The organism is Risungbinella massiliensis, from assembly GCF_000942395.1.
Lineage (GTDB): Bacteria > Bacillota > Bacilli > Thermoactinomycetales > Thermoactinomycetaceae > Risungbinella > Risungbinella massiliensis.
This window is the reverse complement of sequence record NZ_LN812103.1, coordinates 453,407-479,162: the sequence shown is the minus strand read 5'-3', so window position 1 is coordinate 479,162 and position 25,756 is coordinate 453,407. Positions and strand designations below refer to the sequence as shown.

Annotated in this window: 27 protein-coding genes and 2 pseudogenes; 12 read left to right on the top strand and 17 right to left on the bottom strand. The window is 40.3% G+C overall.

The genetic code is table 11. From position 1 onward, the window contains the following. Positions 1–97: 97 nt before the first annotated feature. Together VJ09_RS13515 and VJ09_RS13510 are read left to right on the top strand one after the other, a co-directional pair. Complete coding sequence (locus VJ09_RS13515) at positions 98–2,422, top strand: transglycosylase domain-containing protein (protein WP_052807404.1); 2,325 nt, start codon at positions 98–100, stop codon at positions 2,420–2,422. 125 nt (positions 2,423–2,547) lie between these two features. Continuing rightward, positions 2,548–3,120, top strand: a complete 573-nt coding sequence (locus tag VJ09_RS13510) for a DUF4309 domain-containing protein (protein WP_082050576.1) — start codon at positions 2,548–2,550, stop codon at positions 3,118–3,120. Between the two features lie 212 nt (positions 3,121–3,332). On the opposite strand, the gene acsA is transcribed toward VJ09_RS13510, so the two are convergent. After that, positions 3,333–5,099, bottom strand: coding sequence for an acetate--CoA ligase (gene acsA / locus VJ09_RS13505; protein ID WP_044642192.1), 1,767 nt, complete (start codon positions 5,097–5,099; stop codon positions 3,333–3,335). Positions 5,100–5,284: 185 nt separating this feature from the next. Here acsA and VJ09_RS18120 point away from each other — a divergent pair. The 3 genes and pseudogenes from VJ09_RS18120 to VJ09_RS18535 form a co-directional block, all read left to right on the top strand. Next, positions 5,285–5,566, top strand: a pseudogene (locus VJ09_RS18120) (response regulator); the annotation flags it as partial. Between the two features lie 39 nt (positions 5,567–5,605). Beyond that, positions 5,606–5,776, top strand: a pseudogene (locus VJ09_RS18115) (ATP-binding cassette domain-containing protein); the annotation flags it as partial. Then, the gene (locus tag VJ09_RS18535; protein WP_187118735.1) at positions 5,760–6,110 is read left to right on the top strand and encodes a hypothetical protein; all 351 of its coding nucleotides are present in this window, start codon (positions 5,760–5,762) and stop codon (positions 6,108–6,110) included. The pseudogene VJ09_RS18115 and the gene VJ09_RS18535, both read left to right, overlap by 17 nt. A gap of 172 nt (positions 6,111–6,282) precedes the next feature. On the opposite strand, the gene VJ09_RS13490 is transcribed toward VJ09_RS18535, so the two are convergent. The 7 genes from VJ09_RS13490 to VJ09_RS13460 all read right to left on the bottom strand — a co-directional run bounded on the left by VJ09_RS13490 (position 6,283) and on the right by VJ09_RS13460 (position 12,447). Further along, a complete protein-coding gene (locus VJ09_RS13490) occupies positions 6,283–6,996 on the bottom strand; it encodes a 5'-methylthioadenosine/adenosylhomocysteine nucleosidase (protein WP_044642190.1) in 714 nt (237 codons plus the stop codon). After that, a complete protein-coding gene (gene ccpA, locus VJ09_RS13485) occupies positions 6,989–8,041 on the bottom strand; it encodes a catabolite control protein A (protein ID WP_044642189.1) in 1,053 nt (350 codons plus the stop codon). The genes VJ09_RS13490 and ccpA overlap by 8 nt, the downstream gene beginning before the upstream one ends. Before the next feature lie 243 nt (positions 8,042–8,284). Continuing rightward, positions 8,285–10,018 carry a brain acid soluble protein 1 gene (locus VJ09_RS13480; protein WP_044642188.1) on the bottom strand — a complete coding sequence of 578 codons (1,734 nt, stop codon included), beginning with the start codon at positions 10,016–10,018 and terminating at the stop codon, positions 8,285–8,287. Between the two features lie 137 nt (positions 10,019–10,155). After that, on the bottom strand, positions 10,156–11,160 hold the full coding sequence (locus tag VJ09_RS13475) for a bifunctional 3-deoxy-7-phosphoheptulonate synthase/chorismate mutase (protein WP_044642187.1): 1,005 nt from the start codon (positions 11,158–11,160) through the stop codon (positions 10,156–10,158). Positions 11,161–11,227: 67 nt separating this feature from the next. Further along, positions 11,228–11,554, bottom strand: coding sequence for a bacillithiol system redox-active protein YtxJ (gene ytxJ, locus VJ09_RS13470; protein ID WP_044642186.1), 327 nt, complete (start codon positions 11,552–11,554; stop codon positions 11,228–11,230). Positions 11,555–11,644: 90 nt separating this feature from the next. Beyond that, positions 11,645–11,998, bottom strand: coding sequence for a YtxH domain-containing protein (locus tag VJ09_RS13465; protein ID WP_052807403.1), 354 nt, complete (start codon positions 11,996–11,998; stop codon positions 11,645–11,647). A gap of 14 nt (positions 11,999–12,012) precedes the next feature. Next, positions 12,013–12,447 (bottom strand): DUF948 domain-containing protein, encoded by a 435-nt coding sequence (locus VJ09_RS13460; RefSeq protein ID WP_044642185.1) that lies wholly within the window; start codon positions 12,445–12,447, stop codon positions 12,013–12,015. Between the two features lie 271 nt (positions 12,448–12,718). Between VJ09_RS13460 and VJ09_RS13455 the strand changes: the two genes are divergently transcribed. Beyond that, a complete protein-coding gene (locus VJ09_RS13455) occupies positions 12,719–13,849 on the top strand; it encodes an isocitrate/isopropylmalate family dehydrogenase (protein WP_407689992.1) in 1,131 nt (376 codons plus the stop codon). A gap of 93 nt (positions 13,850–13,942) precedes the next feature. Here VJ09_RS13455 and VJ09_RS13450 read toward each other — a convergent pair whose 3' ends face one another. Next, a complete protein-coding gene (locus VJ09_RS13450) occupies positions 13,943–14,233 on the bottom strand; it encodes a hypothetical protein (protein WP_044642184.1) in 291 nt (96 codons plus the stop codon). A gap of 401 nt (positions 14,234–14,634) precedes the next feature. Here VJ09_RS13450 and VJ09_RS18985 point away from each other — a divergent pair, with 401 nt between their 5' ends. Further along, entirely contained in the window at positions 14,635–14,757 is a 123-nt protein-coding gene (locus VJ09_RS18985) for a hypothetical protein (RefSeq protein ID WP_267904311.1), read from the top strand. 722 nt (positions 14,758–15,479) lie between these two features. Here the strand turns inward: VJ09_RS18985 and VJ09_RS13445 are convergent. The 6 genes from VJ09_RS13445 to VJ09_RS13420 form a co-directional block, all read right to left on the bottom strand. Continuing rightward, on the bottom strand, positions 15,480–15,671 hold the full coding sequence (locus VJ09_RS13445) for a hypothetical protein (RefSeq protein ID WP_044642183.1): 192 nt from the start codon (positions 15,669–15,671) through the stop codon (positions 15,480–15,482). 43 nt (positions 15,672–15,714) lie between these two features. Continuing rightward, positions 15,715–16,281 carry a hypothetical protein gene (locus tag VJ09_RS19055; protein WP_052807402.1) on the bottom strand — a complete coding sequence of 189 codons (567 nt, stop codon included), beginning with the start codon at positions 16,279–16,281 and terminating at the stop codon, positions 15,715–15,717. Between the two features lie 150 nt (positions 16,282–16,431). Continuing rightward, positions 16,432–16,800, bottom strand: coding sequence for a DUF309 domain-containing protein (locus VJ09_RS13435; protein WP_044642182.1), 369 nt, complete (start codon positions 16,798–16,800; stop codon positions 16,432–16,434). Positions 16,801–16,991: 191 nt separating this feature from the next. Beyond that, on the bottom strand, positions 16,992–17,708 hold the full coding sequence (locus VJ09_RS13430; RefSeq protein WP_044642181.1) for a tetratricopeptide repeat protein: 717 nt from the start codon (positions 17,706–17,708) through the stop codon (positions 16,992–16,994). 134 nt (positions 17,709–17,842) lie between these two features. After that, the gene (locus VJ09_RS13425; protein ID WP_044642901.1) at positions 17,843–18,286 is read right to left on the bottom strand and encodes a CoA-binding protein; all 444 of its coding nucleotides are present in this window, start codon (positions 18,284–18,286) and stop codon (positions 17,843–17,845) included. A gap of 119 nt (positions 18,287–18,405) precedes the next feature. After that, entirely contained in the window at positions 18,406–19,137 is a 732-nt protein-coding gene (locus VJ09_RS13420; protein WP_325063595.1) for a pseudouridine synthase, read from the bottom strand. A gap of 369 nt (positions 19,138–19,506) precedes the next feature. Between VJ09_RS13420 and VJ09_RS13415 the strand changes: the two genes are divergently transcribed. Then, positions 19,507–19,962 (top strand): VOC family protein, encoded by a 456-nt coding sequence (locus VJ09_RS13415; RefSeq protein WP_052807401.1) that lies wholly within the window; start codon positions 19,507–19,509, stop codon positions 19,960–19,962. A gap of 45 nt (positions 19,963–20,007) precedes the next feature. Here the strand turns inward: VJ09_RS13415 and VJ09_RS13410 are convergent, their stop codons facing one another. Beyond that, positions 20,008–20,544 carry a DUF4309 domain-containing protein gene (locus VJ09_RS13410; RefSeq protein WP_044642179.1) on the bottom strand — a complete coding sequence of 179 codons (537 nt, stop codon included), beginning with the start codon at positions 20,542–20,544 and terminating at the stop codon, positions 20,008–20,010. A 98-nt stretch (positions 20,545–20,642) separates the two neighbouring features. On the opposite strand from VJ09_RS13410, the gene VJ09_RS13405 reads away from it, so the two are divergent. Both VJ09_RS13405 and VJ09_RS13400 read left to right on the top strand, forming a co-directional pair. Continuing rightward, positions 20,643–20,981 carry a hypothetical protein gene (locus VJ09_RS13405; RefSeq protein ID WP_044642178.1) on the top strand — a complete coding sequence of 113 codons (339 nt, stop codon included), beginning with the start codon at positions 20,643–20,645 and terminating at the stop codon, positions 20,979–20,981. Between the two features lie 208 nt (positions 20,982–21,189). Next, positions 21,190–22,050 (top strand): MSCRAMM family protein, encoded by an 861-nt coding sequence (locus VJ09_RS13400; RefSeq protein ID WP_044642177.1) that lies wholly within the window; start codon positions 21,190–21,192, stop codon positions 22,048–22,050. A gap of 523 nt (positions 22,051–22,573) precedes the next feature. Here the strand turns inward: VJ09_RS13400 and VJ09_RS13390 are convergent. Beyond that, positions 22,574–23,152: a biotin transporter BioY gene (locus tag VJ09_RS13390; RefSeq protein WP_044642175.1), complete on the bottom strand. Its 579-nt coding sequence runs from the start codon at positions 23,150–23,152 to the stop codon at positions 22,574–22,576. 215 nt (positions 23,153–23,367) lie between these two features. On the opposite strand from VJ09_RS13390, the gene VJ09_RS13385 reads away from it, so the two are divergent. Together VJ09_RS13385 and putP are read left to right on the top strand one after the other, a co-directional pair. Further along, positions 23,368–24,069 carry a S1C family serine protease gene (locus VJ09_RS13385; RefSeq protein WP_187118714.1) on the top strand — a complete coding sequence of 234 codons (702 nt, stop codon included), beginning with the start codon at positions 23,368–23,370 and terminating at the stop codon, positions 24,067–24,069. 198 nt (positions 24,070–24,267) lie between these two features. Beyond that, positions 24,268–25,749: a sodium/proline symporter PutP gene (gene putP / locus VJ09_RS13380; protein WP_044642174.1), complete on the top strand. Its 1,482-nt coding sequence runs from the start codon at positions 24,268–24,270 to the stop codon at positions 25,747–25,749. The last annotated feature ends 7 nt before the right edge of the window (positions 25,750–25,756 follow it).

The window sequence follows — 25,756 nt, the reverse complement described above, 5'->3', positions numbered from 1 at the left end:
AAAACTGGCATTCATTTCATCCATTTGTCACAAGAAATATTAGAGCTAACAAAGGTTTCCATATGATATAATGCAATTTGTTGAGGGGGTAGCCATAATGCAAGTGAATCAAACAGAGAAACCAACAGATGCTAAAAAGAAAAAGTTTCTCGGCATTTTAGGCAAGTTTCTATTTTATAGTTTTGTTATGTTACTCGTAATAGTTTTTGGCGCAGTAGGAGTAGGATTTGGCTACGCTTCTGCTCTTGTAAAAGATGAACCTATTCGCAATAAAGCTGATTTCGATAAAGAATTAGAAGGTTGGAATCAGACTAGCTATGCATACTTCCGTGATGCCATCACAGGTCAAGAAGATCTAATCGGGAAGATGCACTCCGAGCAAGATCGGCAACTGATTACATCGGTAAACGATGTGAATCCTTATCTGATAAAGGCATTCCTCGGAATCGAAGATCACAGCTTTTATGAACATAATGGAGTAGTACCTCGATCGATCGCAAGAGCATTATACCAAAGTTTGACTGGCCAAGAAGACTCTACCGGTGGTAGTACACTTACCCAACAATTGGTCAAAAATGAAATTATCGATGACACAGAAAAATCTTTTACACGAAAAGCAAAAGATATCATTAATGCAGTCCGTCTCGAAAAGTACTACACAAAAGACGAGATTTTTGTGAAGTACATGAACAGTGCCTACTTTAGTAAAGGCGCGAACGGCAAACATATGTATGGGGTCTATGTAGCAGCAAATGGACTTTTCAATAAAAATGTAAAAGACCTAAACCTTCCAGAAGCGGCATATATCGCTGGTATGGTGCAGCTTCCAAACGTTTATAACCCATTTAGCAATGAAAAACGACTTCAAAATGGAATTGAACGGATGCAATTGGTACTTGCCCAAATGAAAAAGTTTGGCCAAATCACAGAGCAAGAGTATCAAGAGGCAATGAAGTATGACATAACCAAATCTCTTGCAAAATCAGAGGATTTTACCAATGCTTACGATCAATATCCATTTATTATTTCAGCAATTGAACGTGAAGCAATCGATATTTTGAAGAGTATCGATAAAAAGAATGGTGTAAAGCAAAAATCACAAGAAGAGTATGAAAAATTAGTTAGCCAAGGTGGCTATCATTTCTACACCTCCATCGATAAAGCGATGTATGATAGCATGAATGCCGCAGGTGACAAGATTAAACGTCCAACGCGAAACTATACCGTTGGTTCTGGTAAAAAGAAAAAGACCATTAAAGTTGAAGAACAAGTCGGTGCTGTAGTAGTTCGAAACACCACTGGAGAAGTCCTCTCCTTCTATGCAGGAAAAGACTTTTCGAAGAACCAAATGGACTTTGCGTTTAAAGCGACCAACCAACCTGGATCGACCTTTAAACCAATTCTCGCTTATGGACCTGCCCTGAACGAAGGGATTATCTCACCAAGTTCGCCGATTGTAGATGAACCATTACAAAAGCGTGGTAGCTCCAAGGTTTATGTCAATGCTAATAACAAATACAGTGGTACTGTTACAGCTACCAAGGCACTAACTTGGTCCTATAACATCCCAGCAATTAAGATTTATCGAAGTCTAGAAAATAAATTAGGAAAAGCAGGATTACAAAAATATTTAACTCGAATGGGTGTTCCAGCACATAAAAATGATGGAGAAGCACTTGTATTAGGTGGATCAACCAATGGATACACGGTTGCCCAAATGACAGGTGCATATCAAACCATTGCCAACAATGGTTCATACATCAAACCTCACCTGATTACCAAGATTACAGACGCGAGCGGAAATGTAATCTATGATGCAAATCAAACGATCAAACCAGATCAAGTGTTCAAACCTTCCGCTGCTGCTCAACTGCAGAGAATGATGCGTCAAGTAATTACAACTGGTACTGCTACTCGTATTGGGGCAAGTACTGGTGGTTACAATGTGATCGGAAAAACCGGTACAACTAGTAGCCAATATGACCTCTGGTTTGCTGGATCTACTCCAGAGATTAGTATGGCTGTCTGGTCCGGTTATGAGTACAACTTTAAAGCGTCAGACAATATGAACAAAGACGCTTGGATCAAGTTCTTCAATGCGATTAAGAGCAAAAAAGGACTTCTAAAACCTGGAGCTTCTTTTACTGATCCTGGCGGTACACAAGAAGACTTCAAATGCTTTGAGTGTAACAGAGTAGTGCCTCCAACTGATCCGAATGCTCCTGATAATCAGCCGGAACCAACTCAGAATCAAAATACAACTCAAAAGCCTAAAAATACAACTCAGTCTCCAAATCAACCAGATAAATCTCAGACAGAAACAACGACTGATAATCAAACACAAGAACCAACCCAGACAGAAACACCATCACAAACAGAACAGCCACAAGGAACCGTCAGGAGAATTACTAGTTTGGGCTAACATATTTCCCCCTAACACCTATCAGAGAAAACTGGTAGGTGTTTTTTTATGGATTCACGAAACGACCGTGAATATAATATTATTATGAATATACTGAACTTATCATTTGGTTATAAAGGGGAACTATGATGAAACATGTTTATCTTTTGGTATCAAGTCTTTTGCTCCTAGCCACAGCCTGCTCTATCGAAGAATCAAAAGCCACCCCTACTGATTCTCCTAACCCAACACCCATTCAGTCTTCTCCTAATCCGACAGTCCCACCAAATACACCTCCAACGAATTCCGAAACAAAACCAAATCCTGTCACACGCACTTTGGTCTCCGAAATTTATGACGAAGCCAAAAAAGGAAGAGTTTTCTTTGTAGAATTTGTTGTGGGCACAGCTACACCAGCTACGATCGAGAAAATTTGGGGGACTCCCGATGAGGGCACTAGCGAGTATCTAATCTATGAAAAGGAACATTACACCAATTTTTCCTTGATTAATGGAAAAGTAAGCAAAATTACCTCTGATCATCCTGAGTTTCAAATCATCCAAGCTAGCCAAGTAGAAATAGAATTAGGTAAACCTGCGAAACGGATCGTCATCGACGCATCTGCTACAGAATTGATTTATCAGGTGGGAAACTATCAAGTGATTTACGGAATTAACACCAAAACGAAGGCAGTTAGCTATATCTCCGTTACAAAATGAGCAGTTGAAAAAAGGAGAGTAGCAAATCATGATAGGTAACAACAAATGCCACTAGATAACTGTTTTACTCTTACCAATGGTTTGCTGTTAACCTGTTAATATAACAGTGTGCATATAACGAAAATACACAAAAAACCCGCTGTTTCTCCCATTGAAACAGCGGGCTATCTTTTCTAAGTCCATTTACATTCTAGCTATCCTAGAAACCTCTACTAATCCTCCATCGTAGATAGATCACCTGTGGGCAGACCCAGTTCCCAGGCTTTGAGGACACGACGCATAATCTTTCCACTGCGTGTCTTGGGTAATTTTTCTTTGAATTCAATCTCTCTTGGAGCTGCATGAGCTGCTAGACCTTTTTTAACAAACTCTTGGATCTCTTTTATTAATTCATCCGATTCCGTATAACCATGGCGTAATGCGATAAAAGCTTTAATTATCTCCCCTCTCACTGGATCAGGTTTCCCAATCACACCCGCCTCGGCAACTGCTGGATGTTCCACCAATTTGCTCTCCACTTCAAATGGTCCGACTCGCTTTCCAGCAGTATTAATTACATCATCAATCCTGCCCTGAAACCAAAAATACCCGTCTTCGTCCTGATACGCAGAGTCTCCCGATACATACCAACCATCTATTTGAAAATACTCAGCATATTTGTCTGGATTTTTCCATATTTTTCGCATCATTGATGGCCAAGGTGTCCGAATCGCAAGATGTCCCATCTGATTTGGTCCTAGCTCATTTCCCTGATCATCGATAATCGCTGCGTGAATTCCTGGAAGAGGCTTACCCATCGATCCAGGTTTAATTTCCATCTGAGGATAGTTGGAGATCAGGATGGCACCTGTTTCCGTCATCCACCAGTTATCATGAATACGACGTTGGTAGACTTTCATTCCCCAACGTACTACTTCTGGATTGAGTGGTTCCCCTACGCTTAACACATGTCGTACGCTAGAAAGGTCGTACTTTGGTATCATTTCGTCCCCTGCTGCCATTAGCATACGAAAAGAAGTAGGGGCGCTGTACCAAACCGTTACTTTGTTCTCTTGTAATGTTTGATACCAATCATCTGGACTAAATCGTCCACCCCGAATCACATTCGTAACTCCATTTAACCATGGAGCAAAGATTCCATAAGAAGTTCCTGTCACCCAACCTGGATCTGCTGTACACCAATAAATATCATCTTCTTGTAAGTCTAATACCCATTTTCCTGTTTGATAATGTTGGAGCATTGCATTATGAACATGTAAAACTCCCTTTGGTTTACCAGTGGATCCAGACGTATAGTGAATGATCATGGGATCTTCTCGATCTACCCACTCAATCAAAAGGTCATCCGATGCTTGTGCCATCTCTTTTTGGAAGTCAAAAAAGTTGGTTTGCTTCTTGGTAGTGGTAGTTGCTGCCACTTCCTGTTCGGCAAGACTAGCACCTGATTGATCCAAGTCTACTATGATGACATGTTGGAGATGTGGTAGTTCGTCTAATGGAACTCGTGGCAACAGTGCAGGTGTTGTCACAAGAGCAACCGCCTCACTGTTTTCCAAACGATCACGAACAGCACCTTCCATAAATGCTTCAAACAACGGTCCCACAATAGCTCCCGCTTTAATGGTACCGAGAAAGCTGAAATACAGTTCAGGAGTTCGTGGCATAAAGATAAAAACACGATCTCCCTTTTGGATTCCAAGCTTTCTTAAAACATTGCCAAATCGATTTGAGTAGGCAGACATCTCTTCATATGTATAGTTTTCCGAACGCTTTGGATCACTATATCGAAGAGCAATCTTCTTTCCTTTTCCCTCTACCACATGTCGGTCAATAGCTTCATAGGCGGCATTTACTTTCCCTGTCTTACTCCAAGTGAATGCGCTTTCAATTTCACTCCAATCAAAAGACTCCCTTGCCTGTTCGTAACTAGTTAGGTTATTACCCTTTGTTGTAACAGCTAAGCGTTCGTTTTCGATCATTAGAAAATGCCTCCTTTAAGCGGACCTATTTTTCTCTATTATTATAACACAAGGGATAACATTAACAATTTGATGAATAATGAGATTACTGGATTGGCCTTTCTTGATTTGAGTTGAAATAAGTGACAATGTATCATGATACTACATGTAAATCGGTCGATTAAAGGTCTAGGAAGGATGGTAGCATGTTTTCCATTATGTTGGTAGAAGACGATCCTAAAATTACAAAGCTGCTGCAAAGTCATATTGAAAAATACGGATATCATGCAATTATTACAACTGATTTTAAATGAGTGATAGAGCAATTCAAAGTGGTAAATCCTCATCTGTTACTGTTAGATGTGAATCTACCTTTTTACGATGGCTACTATTGGTGTCGGCAAATTCGGCAAATCTCTACTTGTCCAATTTTATTTATCAGTGCTAGAGAAGGTAGCATGGAGCAAATTATGGCTCTAGATAATGGAAATTTTACAAGTGCGCGGACTCAGTAAATTATATGCAGGATCATGGTTGCCTCTGGAAGTGGAAAAACAACTCTTCTCAATATGGTGTCCACTATTGATTCACCTAGTTCGGGAGAAATTCTCATCAATGGACAAAATTCATACCAACTAAAGAAGAACGCACTAGCCCAATTTCGTCGTAGACAGCTGGGCTTTGTATTTCAAGACTTTTATGGTTACCATCGTGACAGGAATGGCATGTGCTTCGGTTGGAATTGTGCTTGGATTCAAACAAATAACAGAGTCGATTTATACAGATGATCCATTTGCCATTAACTACCTACTTTTTGAAAAAGAGGGCGAACAAATTGAATTAAAGAACATCGATCAAGAATTAAACCAGGCAAATATCACCTATCACGCACTCTCCAAAATTGGCTTGAGTGAAAACAAAATGAAGAGTGCCGCAACCATTCAAATAGCTGCTTTATTCTTTATTCCACTTATTGTAGCATCAACACTAGCCGTAATTGGTAGCAGTTCTTCAAGATCAATATACCCTTAGTCAAAATTTCATGTCTGTTATAACTACCATTGGAGCCTTCTTTGCAGTGCAATTTGTCTACTTTTGGATTGTGCGCTCACGGTATTTATCTCAATTAAAACAAATGATGGTTTAAGAAAAAAAGGACGACTAACTATTTTCCAGTTAGTCGTCCTTTTTTTGTAAGTATAAATTAAACCATTTTGCCAATCTGTTCTAATAGTCGTTGTACCACATAACTAGATCGATCAGAAGCTAATTGAGTGAACTCTTCAAAGTTCACATGAGCCGACTGATCTGCACGATCAGAAATGGAGCGGATAACGACATAAGGACGGTTGGTCACATACGCTACGTGAGCCACTGCTGCACCTTCCATCTCCACACAAGATCCTTTCAGTTCTTCATGGAGGAATCGGCTCTTTGCCTGATCGGAAATAAACTGGTCTCCTGTGAGAACTCGTCCTACCCGTACTTTTACTCCTTCTAAATCAGTACATGCTTTTTGTGCCCATTCGATTAGATTCTGATCCGCTGGGAAAATGGAAACCTCTTGAAAAGGGATTACCCCTTGCTCAAAACCTAAAGCTCGTACATCCAGATCATGATACTGACAATCTTGGGAGATAACAATATCCCCAATATCTAAGTCGGGATCAAGCGCTCCCGCTACACCAGTAAAGAAAATCTGGTCCACTTCAAAATAATTCACCAAAGTCATTGCAGTAATCGCAGCATTTCCTTTTCCTACACCACATGTACAAAGGACAACTGGAACTCCTTGACATTCGCCTTGAAGAAAGGGAATTCCATGCACTTCCACTTGTTTTGGGGTCTTCATATTCTCGAGTAACTTTGAAACCTCTTCCTCCATTGCCCCGATAATTCCTATCGTTTGCTTAGTCATCGCTCTGATTGTCCCCTTCTAGTTCTTTGATACGAGTCGACTGACGTAATTTCATATGGTACGGAAGTAAGACTTGATTGCTTTCCACTTCTTCATCGTTAATAAATTTTGTAAGTAACCTCATCGCTACTGCACCTATATCATACATCGGTACACTTACACTACTGAGTAAAGGACGTACTTGAGATGCCAGTGGAATGTTATGAAAGCCCATGATGGAAATATCCTCTGGAACTTTTAGTCCTCTATCTTGGATCGCATGGATCGCACCTACTGACATTTCGTCACTTACCACAAATACAGCGGTTGGACGTTGATCTTCTTCTAATTCTAAAAGAGACGACATGCAATCATAACCCGATTTATAGCGATAATCTCCAACTTTAATCAATTGATCATCAAAAGCTAAACCTGCCTCCAACATCGCTTCCTTATATCCAAGATAGCGAGGATAGCCTTTTACTGTATCGGTTAGTGGACCACTAATCAGAGCGATTCGCTCATTTCCTTCTTGAATTAAGACAGAAGTAGCTTCTAGTGCCGCTTGTTTTTGGTCGATCATCACGGATGGCATCTGTCTTTTTTCATCACGTGTCGCAGCAAGTACGATCGGTACATTAGCATGTTGAAAAATTTCTCTGTGTTCTTCTGTGACGAGTCCACCCAAGAATAAAAGCCCATCTACTTGTTTTTCTAGCAATGTTTCAATAAGTTGTAGCTCTTTTTCCTGTTGTAGATCAGAATTACTGATAATGATGTTGTAATGATACATGGTGGCAATATCTTCAATCCCACGGGTTACTTCAGCAAAAAAAGCATTGGAGATATCCGGGATTACAACACCAACAGTAGTGGTTTTTTTACTTGCGAGGCCTCTGGCTACTGCATTGGGTCGATAACCGAGTTGCTTGATAATATCTAATACTTTTTTGCGTGTAGCTGGTTTGACATTGGGATTTCCATTGACGACACGAGAAACCGTCGCCATAGAGACACTTGCCTCTCTTGCCACATCGTAGATCGTAATCGTTTCACGTTTTTTCATTTGAATATACACCTTATATCTCAAGTTTTTCCTATTAGTATACCAAAGAAATATCTTAGAGATTTAACTTTTTCCTATTAAAGTGAAACTTTCATAAGTGGGAGGTTTTTTCCATCTCCTGTTATGGTTAGTTAGATTCTTCAAATTGTTTGGGCGAGATCCTTCCACCAATACTCCATGCTCTTACTAGCCTTCAGCTAAATGTTAACCTTTCGTTATAAAAAAACTAACCCCAAAAAGGAGTTAGTTGACAAATCCATATTGTTTCATCAATTGCAAGACATATGGGATGGTATCTACTTTTGGGCTTCGCCATGCATCAGATGATTCACGGTTTATCCAAACGATGGATTCTTTACGTGCCAGTGAACGGAACAGCTTCTTGGTGGAGACCAGTTGAGGTCGCATCTGTGGCAAGTTAGGATTTCGTTCCCGTGTCTTTTCAATAACGAATTGTGCGTTTTCCATCGAGCTAAACAAATCAATAATGGGTAGTTCACGTTGTCCTGCTAAAATAACCATATTGTTGTGAATATCCATTACTACCCATATACGCCTTACTTTTGCCAAAGCATCACATACTCCCCAACCCATGCCAATACCCTGATCTTCAATTGTCGCATGTTCTAGTGCGGTGAGTTGTTGAACAATATGCGGATCTCGTGCAGATGGGCTACTAGCTAACACTTCTTCGGTCGACGGAGTAGGAGCAGGTGATGGATTTGGTCTATTTAAAGACGGATTGACAGGAAACTCCATAGCTGGAGGTGTTTTTGGTGCTTCATTCAGTTCAACACTTTCCGTAGGTTGTACCGCAGAGCTGGATTCTTTTGGTTTCTGCTCTGACTCCAACTGGACTTCTTCGGCAACTTTGCTCGCTGGAGAATCTTCCTGTTGAGGAGGTAGCGATACCACAGGCTCTGGTGAAACTTCTACTTGCTTTTGGACAGGTTCCGGTTGCACTGGCTCTACTAGCTGTGGTTCCATCACTGGATTTTCTTCTTTTGCTGGAATTTCCTGTACCAATTGTTTTGTCTGCTCTTTTCCAGACTTTTTCTCCGCTTCTGGAGTAATCGCATCCATCATCGGAATAGTATCCATTCGAGGTTGTACGGTTTCTTCCTCTTGAGATGGAGCCTCTTGTGCGATAGGTTCAGGAGTGGGCTTCTCAACTACCTCTATACCTGGTTTTTCTACTACTGGAGGTACTGATACTGGGTTCACAACCAGTTGTGGCTCTGAAACAGCGCTCGCTAATTTCTCTTCTGTTAAAGGAATTACCGATATCTCTGGTTCTTGGTAACCCATCTGTGGACCTTGGACAATTCGATCGATATGTTCTGGTTGGAGAACCATCTGCTCTGGTAATTCAAATTGTAGAAACAGGGTAGAGGCTTGTTGTTGTCTCATTCGATCTATAATATTGGACCAAGAATGCTGAACAGCCTGAATCCCATCCCATTTTTTCTTCCGAATGACTCGTTTCGCCTCTTTTTCTGACACATAGATCGCAACGGTGAATTGCCCTTTTTGGTATTCTCCCAACAGCATGTTAGCATCTTGGGTCGGAATCCAAGCACCTGACATATGAGCAAGTTTATGTATACAGTACTCTCGAATCAAGTTGATTAAATGATGTTTTACCAAAAATAGCTTAGATGGTAACGCTGGATTGAGGAGAATTCCCTCTGCATCGGAACGAAATGCTTTTAATAAAAAGGGTAAGGTAGGCTCTTTAACCAGTTGCAAGTACTCTGGATATTCTACTTTTACCAATTTAGCAGCTTCTACATCTGTAAAAGCGACAGCATACTTTCCATCTGGATGATTACTTTTGGACAGGACTGGTTTTTTACCGCTTTCTGTCTGATGATATAAAACATAGATACTTGGAACATGAGTAGAAAAAAAACCATAAAGCTGAGCGGGTTCGACCTTCCCGTCATTTGCCAGCTCTAAAACTTGACGTATATTCACAAAATTCTCCTCCCTTAAAAATAAACAGATCTATAATATGTAGAAAAATAATTGCTTCTCTTAAAATCATATTTTTATCATAACAAATTTTCACGAGAAAGAGAGCAAAAACCGCTGTCGATTCAGCGGTTTTCAAATTAAAAAGAAGGATGGTTCATCATTCGGATTTGCTCCATAAAATGGCGAAACTCTTCTAAATTGATCTGTTGTTTTGAATCGGATAGAGCTTTAGCTGGATCAGGATGCACTTCCAACATGATTCCATCTGCACCAGCAGCCAATGCCGCTCTACCCATTGGTAATAAAAGATCTTTGCGACCAGTGGAATGCGTAATATCGACCAAAACAGGAAGATGCGTTTCTTGTTTTAGAATCGGAACTGCTGAAATATCTAATGTATTACGAGTCCATTTTTCGTAGGTACGAATGCCCCGCTCACACAAGATTACCTCAGAATTCCCCGCATCTAAGATATATTCAGCTGCATAGAGATACTCTTCAAGGGTAGCTGATAGTCCACGTTTTAGGAGTACTGGCTTCTGTACCTTTCCTGCCGCTTTTAACAGATCAAAATTTTGCATATTGCGTGCTCCGATCTGAATCACATCCAAATACTCGGCAGCCATCTCTAGATCAGCTGGATGCATCACTTCACTTATCACACGCAAGTCATATTGATCTCCTGCAAGGCGCAAAATCTCTAATCCTCGTTTACCTAGACCTTGAAAATCATATGGAGAGGTACGAGGTTTAAAAGCGCCTCCACGCATCCACTTAATCCCTTGTTCTTGTAGGACTTCTGCCACTGCCATCACTTGCTCTTCTGATTCTACAGAGCATGGGCCTGCGATAATCTGGGGAGTCCGACCCAAACTTCTTCCTTTACTAGTAATAATCGTCGATTCAGGTTGAGCGTCGCGACTGACAAGTAACGTTCGTTTAGGAGAACTCGGTTTGTTCAGAAGTGTGAAAATCTCCATTATCTGTGTTCGATTTTCGTCACTCACTTCTTCTAGAAAACTCAAATCCACTGATTTCTCTTGAGTGGAAAATTCTCTAGTTAGTTGAACGCGTTGTTCTAGCAACTTAGCTAATTGATGGTCAATGTGTTGAAGTTGTTGGATTTTCTCGTTGTTTGCCACAGCATTTCCTCTTTCTACAGAAAAGAACTCTATTTATTGTAAACGAAGAGGGAAACTCTTGCGAGGTTTATACTAGTTGTTCTGCTAGTGATTTCTCCGTAATTTTCCAATGTGAAGCACTCCAAGATGCTTTTTTGTTCTCTAGCACAATTACTTGAGGAGATTCATGGCGAACAGCTAAGTCTTCTGCAATCTGTAAAGAGATCGGTCTAGACTCGATCACATAAACCACATAAACGGGACAAGTTGGATTGGTTTTCGCAAACTTCTTCACTTCGTCAAGTGCAGCTGTGCTAATTGGACAAGTAGTACTATGTTTCAATAGAACTACTTTTTCTTGCTGAGAATGCTCATATACTTTTGCTAGTTGTTCTCTAGTAGATATAGATTGCATTTTTCCGCCTCCTAACGTACAAAGAAGCCCCCTCACTAGAGGACTCCTTTGTCAGGATATTACCACATGTTTTGAAATATACGGGAGAAACTATTTCTCCTGTGATTTACTTTCTACACCCGTTTGATTGGAAAAATCACTCTTATAGACGACTTCCATTGGCTCAATTCGAACATCTTCCTCTTCTCTGCTGCGAATCTCAATCCATTTTGCCTGTACTTTGTCTTTCACATCATTCACACGACCAGCAACTCCCGTCGCAGTCTCTCGTACGTTTTGTGCTACTAGGGAACTACGTTCTTTTGCCACCTCATAACCTTCTTGCAAATCTTGGCGAAGCTCTCTTCCTGATTTTGGTGCAGTGAGAAGTGCAGTCACAGCTCCTATTGCAGCACCTAAAAATACACCTAATAAAAAGTCTTTTCCACCACTATTTTGGCTCATTTGCATATTCCTCCCTATTTTTTCTGAAAACGTTTGGCAATATCCATCCCTACACTTACCAGTGAGACTACTTTTCCAATACGAGAACTGTTTGCTTCCGCTTCTTTGGCAACGTGGTCCGAGACACGACGCAAACGATCTCCTACCTCCCCTACGGCATGGAAAAGGTTGTCCATTCGGTGAATCTTACTCTGAATATCTCCTGCTGTATCTTTCACTACTGTTTGAGTATCCCGCAAAATCTCTTGCGAAACTTGAATAGTAGATTTTGTCTCCTCTACTAGTTCAGATGACTTCTTCACTAGATCTTGCACATCTGTCGAAAGATCATCTAGGAGTGTTTTAGTAGAAGTCAAAGTCTTGTTAACTGACCGGAGTGTCAAAATAATTGCGATTACGAGCACTAGGAATGCGCCAGCTGCTACGGCTGCTGCAATTTCATATACCAATTCTCCATCCTCTCCTTACTATCTGTTACCCATCTTTTTTTCAGAAAAAACTTTTATCTTCCAAAGAGAGCCAAAAATCACAAATAATCCCCGATTTCCGAATCGGTTCTATTATGTATAGATAGCTTTTCGCCAAAATCTCTCCAACTCTCCCTTTTTTCAGTATAATAGAAGTTGTTGCATCCGGAAATCAAACTCTCTGCAACAAATGGTGTAGCGAGTTCATCTCACTCTCGTCCATAGCGTCTAATGGGGGCATCCGAGAGGACCGATGCAACCAACGATCCAGCAAACAATGAAGATAGAGGTGGCTTCTATGACTGAACCAATTAGTGTCGTCGTCATGCAAGGCGATCAGACAGGACAAGAATTGTTAGAAGAAGCATTGCGTGTATTAGAACCAAATGTCATCGGGCTAGATCTACAGTTTTTAAACTTCGATCTGAGTCTAGAAAATCGTCGAGCAACAAACAACCAAGTCGTTCATGAAGCAGCTGAAGCGATGAAGCGTACTGGTTATGGTATAAAAGCTGCGACGATCACACCAGAAAATAAAGGCGATGTAGGTAGTCCAAACGCTATCTTGCGTAAAGCAATCGATGGGAAAGTGATTGTGCGCACAGGTCGCCGGATTCCTGGTGTACGTCCAGTAGCAGGTACTTTTGCACCCATTTCTGTCATTCGGATGGCGGTAGGAGATGCGTATGGAGCAAAAGAATGGCGTGAAGGTTCGGGCATTGATGAAATCGCTTACCGTACGGAAACAATAGACCGAAAAACTTGTCGTGCGGTAGCAGAATACACCTTCCGTCATGCTCGTAAAATGAAAGCGAAAGTGTTTGGTGGACCTAAGTTTACGGTAAGCCCTGTCTACGAAGGTATGTTAAAAGAAGAGATGGATGAAGCAAGTAAACGTTATCCAGATGTCCGTTATGAGCCACAATTGATTGATGCGACTTATGCTCTGCTTCTTAACAATTCGGGAGAAGCGCTTGTCATCCCTGCCCTCAATCGAGATGGCGACTGCCTCAGCGATATGGTATTGCAACTCTTTGGAACGATCGCTGGTTCGGAATCCATCTTGATGGGCTTTGATGAAGAATTCCAGCCAAAAGTAGTGATGGCTGAAGCACCTCATGGTACTGCTCCTTCTCTGTATGGAAAAGATATTGCTAATCCAATGGCGATGATCCTAGCAGCAGCTTCTGTTTTGACCTATATCGACGATCCAAAAGCAGTTACTGCATCTCGTGCAATTTACGAAGCGACCATCGAAACAGTTCGAGAGGGTACCAAAACAGCTGATATCGGAGGTACTGCACATACATCTGAATTCACCAATGAAGTCATCTCCAAAGTTCAGACTAAGCTTGAAGTTTGGAACTCATTGCAAGGTTTTTAATTAAAAACGAAAATAATTCATCAATCGATCTGTCCAAAAAAGGTACTGATTTCGAGTTCTAGTCTCGGAATCAGTACCTTTTTGTTTTACAAATCACTTCTTTTTCTTTGACCCTTTCAGACTTCGTTTTCCATCTAAAATATCTTTTCCGATCTGTGGATTTTTCCGAACGTTTTCTGCAAATCGAGTAAGTTCATTTTTGTCTACATCAGCTTGCGTCACTTTCATTAAGTATTCAATCACTGCTGGCATCCCACCGCGATCAAATGCTGTTTTGGCCCCTTGCATGATGACATTGAGCTGCTGTTCGCTCAGCACCCTAGTTCCCAAGAAAGAATTGATCATATTGGTTAATGATTTTAAATCACCGTTTTGTTGAGACACATTACACTCCCCCTTTTGTTCTCATACTATGTAACTCCTCTTTTTTGGTGAGGAAGTTCAGCTATTTTTAGCCCATTTAGCCTCTCATAGGTATTTGTCGCTTCCCCTATTAGCCGTCCTTCATATGGTAGAAGAGAACAATCGGAAGGAGTGTTTGCAATGAGCTACGATGTTAGCTCCCATAAACTCCTCGTTTTCTTGCTTGTGATCCCGACGATTTTTTGGTTAGTTGGATGGCTATAGACGAATAACGAAATTAGAAAGTATAGTCAGATGCCTGTACCTACCAGAAAACTTCGGCATACAGTAAAACCAGCAGAAGACAATCCAGTCTAATGCTACGAAAACGATAAAGACTAACGAGTCTCCATTCTCTTACTCCTTTAAAGGAGGTGAAAACGATGAGCGGTGGATATGGATTCGGTCATAACAAACTTCTCTGCTTCCTGCTTATAATCGCAACTATCTTCTGTTTGTTCTGTAATAACAGCTACGGTGGATACGGTGGCGGATGTGGTTGTTAATTGAGTTTTGAAACCTAGTGATTTGAATTGCTTTTTCGGAGGTGAAAAGTATGGGTGGATACGGTGGTTTTGGTGGTAACAAACTACTTTGCTTCTTGCTTATCATCGCAACTATTTTCTGTCTCTTGTGTAACAACTCAGGATATGGTGGTTACGGAAAAGGTTGCTAATGGAACTTATATTTTGTAAGGGAGGTGAAAAATATGGGTGGATACGGTGGCTTTGGTCATAACAAACTGCTTTGCTTCTTGCTTATCATTGCAACTATCTTCTGTCTCTTGTGCAACAACAACTGGGGCGGTTATGGAGGATATAACAAAGGTTGCTAATGGAACTTATTATGTAAGGAGGTGAAAAGTATGAGCGGATACGGTTTTGGTCATAACAAACTACTCTGCTTCTTGCTTATCATTGCAACTATCTTCTGCCTCTTATGCAACAACTGGGGATATGGATGCTAGATTGCGAATAAATCTCCTACACTGATTTTACTACGATTTTACTACTTCTGTTATTGCGATAATGGCTACTACACTAAAGGTTAAAAGGAAAACCTCATGTGGTAGCCTCATAACATACACAGGTGCTCTCCTTTAGGGAGGGCATTTGTGCTTTTTATAGGCTATACACAAAAACAACAAAAGGTTCCATAAAAAAAGCTACTTCCTTAAAAAAAGAAGTAGCACACTATCTGAGCGTTACATATATGTTCAAACCATTTTCTATATCTCTGAATGTATTCGACTTTGTGGTGGATCTTCTCCGAGTAATTTAAGTAAAATACGGTACTCTTCCAGTAACATCCACTCAAACAAATCCATATCTTTTCTTATTTTACCTTGTTCTTTTCGTACATCCATTAACTGTTTTTCCAAATCGAGAATACGTCTCTTTAAGTCTTCGATGTTATCCACTCTCCCACCAAGTGGAGCAACTTAGACTCCATATTTCTTTATCTTATGTAGAAGGTTTAAGATCGGTCTCGTTGTCCGCCTTGGTAGAATCATGATTGTGCGCAAACTTAGTTAGGGAAAAGGAGGGATTTTCCTTTAGACGCTGTACCAATTCCAATAACTCTTGGTAGCGATCCATCATCTCCTGTTGAAATGCTGGAGCATGGACACGACTGCTCTGTAACGTAAGATTTTCTTTTTTCAATTGTTGAAGCTGTACTTCTCGCATTTCAATCTGTTTTTGCAGCTTTTGGTATTCTGCCTTTAATTTATTCCAATCTTTTTCAGCTTGTTGTAGTGATTGATACAACGAGGCAAAAGTAGTAACTTGTGGACGTCTTTTTTTCTGCAATTGAGTATAGACCCTCTTTCGCTTCGCTTCCGTATAAGCAACTGGATTTTGTTGACGCAATACCGCATTCCAGCGAAACCCACATGCACCAGATGTTCTCCCTAATTCTTTTCCTACCTTTTCAAATGCGTCCAACTGAGAGGCTCCCTCACTAATCGAACGGAGAACTTCATCTCGTAAATAATAATCCTCTTCTTCTGACCAACGTTTTCCTTTCATTATCACATTCTCCTTTCCATTTTCATTTAACAGATATATCCTCTTTTTCTTACTATTATTTAGTCGGTGATTCTGCTTTTTATGTATATTCATTCTATTTTTCCAATAGTTTTATTTTCGCTAAATAAAAAAGCCATTCTTGTCTGGCCTTTACTCCACATGAGGAAGAGGACAGACAGGAATGGCTAGTTTTTCTAAGTCTTCTAAGGGTATTTTTTCTATTTGGTCAGGCAGTTTTTGTAGGCAGTTTTCTAACCAAGAAAGCACTTGAGCCAAGTCAACTCCCTCACGATAAGGAGCATATGGGCGGAGGTAACCTCTAGCAGTAGTAGCCAGTTTACGCGCACCTCTTACTTTACCTCGACGAAGTTGATGCATAATGGCAGCTATCTGAATCAATCCATGATAAAAATCATTATCCCGTTGAGTTTGCCATAATTCTTCTAGCACTTCATGAGCTTCCCAATACTCTTCTTGATGGTAATTTCGAAAAAATTGTAGATATAATGGATGAGGCATTGGCTATCTCCTTCCAAAAGAAAAAGACCAGGCCCTTCCTGGTCAAATGAAAGAGGGTCAAGATTAAGGAGTTAAAAAAAGAAGCGTGGTAGCGTAAGCAAGAAGGTCAATCTTACTTACAGTGAATATTCTAACACGCATCCCGAATTTTGTCGATATTTCGTCTAACTTTTTTAGTAGAAGTTTCCAATTTAATTTTTGGTAAATGCTTCTCTAATTCGCTGGTTCAAACTTTTTTGTTTTGCTTTCACCGCTTTACGAAGTTGGTTGCGATACAACTGATTTTTAGGCTCCAACTGCAAAGCTCGTTTCCAATGAAATACTGCTTCTTCATAATAGCCCATCGTCATCCACAATCTAGCAGATCGTGGGTAGTAAAATGGATGCAATTCTGGTTGATTAGACCCTAGATGGAGATGCAACATAGCCTGTCCTAAATGTCCTAAATGAAAAGAAAGTTCTGCTAGTAAGGAATGGGCATACGCATCTGTAGGGTTTAATTCTAGTGCTTTTAGAAGGTGAGTACGTGCTAGAGCAAACGACTCACGTTCAAGAAGAAAGCGACCATATTCACGGAAGACAAGACTACTCGCAGTTTGTTTCTCGAGAGTTCGCAAATAAAGTGACTCTGCTTTATCTAGATCTCCTTTGCTCTCTAACACCTGAGCTAAAAATAGAATCCCTTCGACTAAACAAGGCTCCATTTCTAAAAGTTGCTCGATAGCACTTTGAGCACGATCCCAATTTTGTTTGATCGCTTCTAATATTGCTAGTTCATAATAATAATCAATTTTTGGATCTTCGGCGATGAGGCGCTCAATTCTATTCCGATTTTTTCGGTAACTACCTTTCGGAAAAGCCCTGCCTTGAGCGTAGATCATCGATGTATTCATGACAGAACCTAGCATGCCACCGTCATCCTCCCTATCCTTATTGACTCCGATGCATTTCAACTAGATTAATTGTAACGTACGAGTCATATTTTGTCACGTTGTTGAAATAAAGAGTCGCAATAAGGAGAATAATGATAGTATTTCATCTTTTAACTGTTACGCTTTTTTCCCTTTAACAAAACAGCATGATCTACTTTAATACATCGATCCATAATCACAAATTCAATTCCATGATCAAGAGCTCTCTTCGCAGCCTCATCGTGAGCGATTCCTAGTTGCATCCAAACTGCCTTTGGCTTTGAACTCATCTGAACCACTTCATCGATCACCGGTGGCACAGAGTCTGATCTGCGAAAAATGTTAACGATATCGATCGTATCTGGTATTTCTTGAAGAGTTGCGTAAGATGTCTCTCCTAATACAGGTCCCCGCAGATTCGGATTTACTGGTATGATACGGTATCCAGCTTGTTGCATTGCTTCTGCAATCTGATAACTGGTACGATCAGGCTTATCAGATAGTCCAACCACTGCAATCGTTTTTGCTTGTTCTAATAGCGAAATAATGGTCTCGTTAGATGGATTCGAAGACATACTCATCTCTCCTATTGCTGTTCTAATTTCTCCCATCTCCGCTACAAATACACGGATGGAGATGCTTTTTTGTGAAAATATTCTCTTTTTCTGCCGTTCTCTCTTTTCCTCCATAAATTCTAATGCTTCCTTTTTAGTAGTTCCAATTCTTCCTTCGTTAATTCGCGGTACGAACCCTTTTGAAGCTTCGGATCAAGGTGTAATGGCCCCATCGTAAGCCGTTTTAAATAAACTACTTTTTTACCGACAGCCGTAAACATTCTTTTGATCTGATGGAACTTTCCTTCCACAATGGTGATCTCTACCTCCGAAATGGCTCCTTGTTTCTTTATATTTAGTTTTGCAGGTAAGGTCTCATAGCCATCATCCAATATGACTCCTTTTGCAAACTGGAAACAATCCTCATCGGTTACTTCCCCTTCTATTCGTGCGAAATATGTTTTAGACACATGTTTTTTAGGAGCAAGTAACTCATGGGCTAGTTTCCCGTCATTGGTTAATAGTAAAAGACCTTCCGTGTCTTTATCCAATCTACCTACAGGAAAAGGCTCGAACCTCGCATCCTCTTTTTCAAGTAAGTCTACAACAGTATGCCCCCGAACATCTTCTGTAGCAGAGATGACACCTGGTGGTTTATGCATCATGAAATAAACGAATTCTCGATAGTGATAAGTCTCCCCTTCCACTTGAATCCGGTCATGGTATGGATCAATCTGAAGTTTGGGATCTTTTTGGATCACTTCATTAATCCGTACCTTGCCATCCTTTAAGATTTTCTTCACTTCTTTTCGGGTCCCTAAACCTAAATGAGCTAATATTTTATCTAACCTTTGTCGTTTGTTGGTTGCCACTTCCATAATCCTCTCTAGTCATTGGGATATAGTTATATAGTATTGCAAACAATACAGTTATATAAGAAAAAGCCTGTTCGTTCCATAATCTAAGTTTGTACCGACTATCTTGATCAGACTCACTTTCGTTGCGTTTGACCAAGAACTTCCTAGATCAAGCTATTCTCTTCATTTAATTGATTTTTGTATAAAGAGAGCATGTTGCATAATTAGCCCAAAGCCAGAGGTTTTCCCCTTTTGAGATGCGACTATGAGCGATAGGAAGCCGGAGCAGATCATAAGCGGGAAAACCGGCGGCGCGCCTACGTTTAACTTGGATTAATGCAACAATCTATAAAAAATCTTATCCATTTTGTAGGAGGTACTTTTATGATTCAAAAACTCTCCCATCTATGTATTCCTGTTCCAAATTATGACGAGGCAATCGACTGGTATCAAGAAAAGTTAGGATTCCAAGTACGGAGTAATAGTCCCATGGGTCCTGAACTACGGTGGGTAACGATGTCACCACCTAATCAAGATATCGAGATTATCTTATACTTAATTACAAAAGAAGAGAATGATCCTAGATTACATAAAGCAGGTAATCTATCTGGATGGGTTCTTGAAACAGATAATTGCCAAGAAGAGGTAGATCGTCTCCGTCTAAAAGGTGTCAAGATCTCCATGGAACCCAATGAAGCACCTTGGGGAATTCAAGCTGTTTTTCACGATCTCTATGGAAACACCTTTGTATTATTGGAACCTAGAAAACAGAATCCACAAGTAGATGCTGATGATGGACAACACAGAGAAGAAGAAATTGGAGACCCTACTGAACGATAAACTTAAAAACCCTTCTAAGCTAGAAGGGTTCTACCGTTTTAAAAACTAATAGAGTCGAACGGACACAAGATAAGAGTCCTCCGCTGGTCCACTCATTTCCAAATCGATTTGAAATGAATTCCACCGATAAGTAATTAAAAATTTATCTCCGACCAGCTCTTGTTCAATAGGTTCTCCCCAATAGTTAAAAATATCGCTTTTGGTGATCTTTTGGTATCGGTCATCGGTTGATTCAATCGAGGTAATCTGCGCATTTGCTTTGGATTCAATAGTGAATATCGTCTTTTTTTCAGAGAATTCCACTACATTCTCCTCTTCTTGAGTAGGCTCTCCCCATCTCTTTTTCACTTGAGATAGTGGAGTTCCTATACGAAATGGAACAGTATCTAATTCCCCCTGCTGTAATTTTTGTAGCATCGATTTTGGATCTGCCTTTTGTTCTTGCCGTCCCCCCAGACTATTGGGATCAGAGGGACTTGTATCCACGTTAGCGCTTTCATTGGCTGCTGGATTAGTCCACGTGCAACCAGCTAATACGACAACTATTAAATATAGAGAGCTTTTCCACCATTTGTTACCCATCTGTGTCACTCCTCTCTTCCTAATTGTATCAGAGTGTTTCGATAAAAAGAAAAGGTGGAAAAACCTTTAGAAAAGAGGCGCAGGAAAAGGAGACATCCATGACATCTCAAGATTTGATACCTTATAAACGCTTAGCCGGAGAATTACTCATTTCTCAACGAAAAAGTCAATACCGTGTAACATTAACAACAAAAGAATTCTTATTTCAAAAACCTCATATGTCGTATTATTTATTATTGGATGATCTACTTGGAATCCACCCTTCCAATATACACGGTAGTCATCGTCAACGACTCTATCAACTAACGGCTAATGAATTGATCGTGATTACGCAGTCCGGTTTTCACTCTCAGTCCCCAGCTAAGTTAGTTTTACCCTTCCATCCTCGCTTCTTGCGTTTTTTTTGTAAAATAACGGGTTTTACACAATTAGAATAAGAGACACCTCCCTATAGCCAGTAGGGAGGTATCTTTACTTTAGAGTTTGCTGTCACTAAAAATATCGATAATTCCAATTTTATTTATAATAATCTAACGTTGTATCCCATTTTTATTACCAAAAAGTCAGGTGTCCACACTAGCATACTGATGGTTCATATAATATCTCATCTTATACGATTATGTCTTCTGATGGAGGTTTGGTAATATGGCAATTTCAGACAGATACATCCTCGAACCTAGTCCTCCCATTACACTGGAAGGTCGTGAAGGAGAAACTGCCAGTTTACGCTTACAGCAAAACGTATTGTTGGAAAACGGAATTGTCACTGGTAGTGTACGTCGCCCTGATGGTACACCTGTAAATGCAGCTACAGTAAAGTTGTTTAACTCAAATGATGTCCCCTTTGACCATACAAACAGTAACCCTGCTGGGAACTTTTCTTTCCCGCAAGTCCCTGTTGGCTCCTATTTTATCACCGCATCAGAACCCGGATTGTTAACTCCTACTCGAATTCCCATTTCTGTTACGCGAAATAGACCGACGAATGTCGCCATTACTATGCAGATAGATCCTGATGGAACGAAAAATGCTGTTTTTGGGATTGTTCGAGATACCTCTACCAATACTCCTCTTCTAGATGCCACGATTGAACTTTATCAAGTGGTAGGGGGTACTCCTTCCTTAGCAGGAATTGTGACAACAAATGCTACAGGTCAATATTTATTTGCCAATTTGCTCGATGGAGAATATTTCATTACGGCGAGTAAAGCTGGATACTTATCCAATCAAAGTGCTCCGTTAAATGTAGCTTCCAGAGAATTTGCTGGACTTGATATCGACCTTATCAGTGATCCAGATGTAAATACAGGGACCATCAGTGGATTTATTACGGACAACGCAACAAATCAGCCAATCCCCAATGCGACTGTTGCTCTCTATTCGATTTCCAATGGTGTCGAGACCATTGTGGATATTACTAAAAGCAACTCAGGTGGTTTATATCTATTTGGTGATCTACCAGCAGGAACTTATCGTGTCAAAGCTACTGTTCAAGTAGAGGCGTAGCTTATGATTCGAAATTGCTATGAACTGGCAAGTAGTCCTCCTTTTGAGTTACTCCCAGGGGAAGATGCCCATGTAAACCTCCAACTACAAAGAGTAGCTTCTCCATGTAAAAATTTTATTTTAAAAATATGCGTCATCATCAGAAAGATCTTTCGCCCTATTGTAAAATATTTCTATATCAAAATTCCCATTCGTTGTTTAGCTAAGTCAACAATTTATGCAATTTGTTCCAAAATAAAAAAAAGGCTAGCACGAATAGCTAGGAGATTCAAATCAAAAAGAACACAAATCAATCTAGAAATTTATAAATCCCAACAAGAGGAACCAAATACGAAGAAACGTTATCTTATTAGCTCCAACTCGATCAGAAAACGAATCCATTATATCAAGAGACTGCTATGGAAGTTAGCAGTCTCTTGATATTTGCCTATCTCCAACACGACAGTTTCGAAACAAAGAAAAAGGCACCCTCACTCGCTCATTCCACAATGGAATTCGCTGTGATAGCACCTTTTTCCCAACCCTATGCAGTTGGCTTTATTCTTTGATTAATAGGGAGTGTTTTACTCGGCAACGCTTTAGTTAATGTGATCGCCAATAAACTACTTAGTATTACTTTTCCTATGTCTCCTGGTACATAAGGAAGTAACACCAGTAAAAAACTCTTTTCCCATGGAAGATTTGTAAATTGGACAAACCAAGGAAGTCCAAGCGCATGAACGAAGAGAAACCCACCTATGAAATTAGCAGCGAAGAAAACCCACTTTCGCTCTATTCCTCCCCATTTTTGGATCAGGAAGCCAATGATTAATACTGCAAGAGGCCAGCTCCAAATATATCCGGCAGTTGGCCCAAATAGAGGCGCAATCCCACCAGATCCCCCTGCGAGTAATGGCAAACCAGCTGCCACAAGGGCAATAAAAAGGAACATACTCACCATTCCCCAAATCGGACCAAGAAGCGAACCAGCTAGCATCACTACTAATGTCTGTAACGTAATAGGGGGTTGAATTGGGATGGAAATCATTCCTCCAATAGCTAGTAGTGCTGCAAATAAAGCTGCCAATGACATATTGCGTAAACGATTAAAAGAATAACTCATGTAAATCCACCTTTTTCAGTATAAAAAATAATTGCTACTCCTCTAAATTACGTCAGCTCCCCCCTTTATGTCAACCAACTTATTATAACTAGTTTACATATAGCTATGAATGATCCATAAACACTTCCTGCAGGTAATATTACTTAAAGTCCAATCCAACATTCATGTCCATACATACAATAGCGCAATGGTGCCTTAAAAAAGGGGGATCGATTTTGAACACCAAAAAAGGAGCTAGTTCCAAGCTACACCCATCTGCAGCTGAGCATCCCGCTAATTTTATCGTTCCGGTTATTCGCAAAGCTCGTCATGGGGTTGTCTCTATTGTGACGGAGGAAAAAATAGAGACTGTCGGTTCTTACGACCCTTTTTTAGAATTTTTCCAACCCCCTCCTACCGAACATGTGCGAACCACACAGCAGTTTGGATCAGGTTTTATCCTTCATCCATCGGGGATCATCCTTACCAATGAGCATGTTATTCAGCGCTCCAACAACATACGAGTAAAGGTGTACGGCATGAAATCATATTTGCCAGCAACCCCCATTTGGAAGGATGAAAAACGGGACCTAGCTATGATTCAAGTCAAAACCAAACAGAGATTACGTCCTCCACCGATTGGTTCCTGTAAAGATACCCAAATCGGGGAATACGTAATCGCAGTAGGTAATCCGTTCGGTTTGGATCAAACAGTCACCTTTGGAATTGTTAGTGGCAAACACCGGTCTTTGAAAGTTGGTAATCGTTCATATGACAATGTCATTCAAACAGATGCTGCAATCAATCCTGGTAATAGTGGTGGACCGCTTTTGAACATGCTAGGGCAAGTGATCGCAGTTAATACACTAGCTATCACACCATCTCAGAGCATAGGTTTTGCTATTCCTATTGATGAGTTTAAAGAAAAAATTAAATAACTTTTTTAAAAAAGCCTTTGAAAAACGAAGGCTTTTTGTGCGGAAAGATCTAAGTTCCTTAATGTAAAGTTGTACCTTTCATCATAAAAAACATTAAGTATTTACAAAATTTCAACGAATATAACATTTAGTAAATTCATTGAAAATCGCTGGATATCTGATAGTATATAGCACCAACAGAGCAAAGGAGATGATCCAATGCAAATACAAGTCATTATTTCGTTGACTATTTATATGATTGGGATGTTAGCAATTGGCTATTGGGCATATAAAAAAACATCCAATCTTTCTGACTACATGCTAGGCGGGCGAGGGTTAGGGCCTGCGGTTACTGCTCTATCCGCTGGAGCTTCTGATATGAGTGGTTGGATGATGATGGGAATACCAGGGGCAATGATGGCATCGGGACTATCTAATAGTTGGATTGTGATTGGTCTTATTATCGGTGCTTATGCAAACTATCTTCTTCTTGCTCCTCGTTTTCGTACCTTTACAGAAGTAGCAGGTAACTCCATTACCATTCCTGACTTCTTAGAAAATCGCTTTCTAGATCACTCCAAACTTCTACGATTTGTTTCCGCAACAGTCATTTTTATCTTTTTCACCCTTTATGTATCAGCAGGTATGGTTTCAGGGGGTACTTTTTTTGAGAGTGCTTTTGGTTTAGATTATCAGGTTGGACTTTTTATTACAGCAGGTGTGGTAATCGCTTATACCTTGTTTGGAGGATTTCTTGCTGTAAGTTGGACCGATTTTGTTCAAGGTATCATTATGTTTGTTGCTTTAATCTTGATCCCGTTCGTCGCACTTACCGAGATCGGAAGTACCACTATTGCGATCGAGGAGATTCAAAAGATTGATCCAGGGTTACTGGATTTATTTCAAGGTACATCTGCACTTAGTATCCTCTCCCTGTTGGCATGGGGACTTGGTTATTTTGGACAACCTCATATTATCGTTCGATTTATGGCGATTACCTCTGTCAAAGAGCTAAAAGCAGCGCGAAGGATTGGGATTGGCTGGATGGTAATCGCCTTAATCGGGGCGATGTTAACAGGTCTTGTTGGTGCCGCATACTATAGCATCCACCATATGAAAATTGCGGATCCGGAAACCATTTTTATTCAGTTTTCTAATCTTCTGTTCCACCCATATATTACCGGATTTTTGCTTTCCGCAATTCTCGCTGCCATTATGAGTACCATCTCTTCACAGCTACTTGTTGTTTCCAGTGCTGTAACAGAAGATTTTTATAAGACGTTTTTCCGTCGAAACGCTAGCGATAAAGAACTGGTAACGATCGGCCGGTTGTCGGTGTTAGTTGTAGCTATTATTTCGTTATCACTTTCTATTACTCCCAAAGATACGATCTTGAATCTAGTAGGATACGCTTGGGCTGGATTTGGTTCTGCCTTTGGTCCGGCGATCTTGGTAAGTTTATATTGGAAAAAAATGAATCACTGGGGTGCCTTAGCTGGAATGGTCGTTGGTGCCTTAACAGTACTTATATGGGTTCAAATTCCTGGTGCTTCAGATTTCCTCTATGAAATGATTCCTGGATTTTTCCTAAGTCTAGTGACCGTGATCATCGTCAGCCTTGTAACAGGAGGTTCTTCTGATGCCGTAGAAGAACAATTTAGTAAGATGAAAAAAACATTAGATACCGAAATTCAAAAGTAAATCAGAG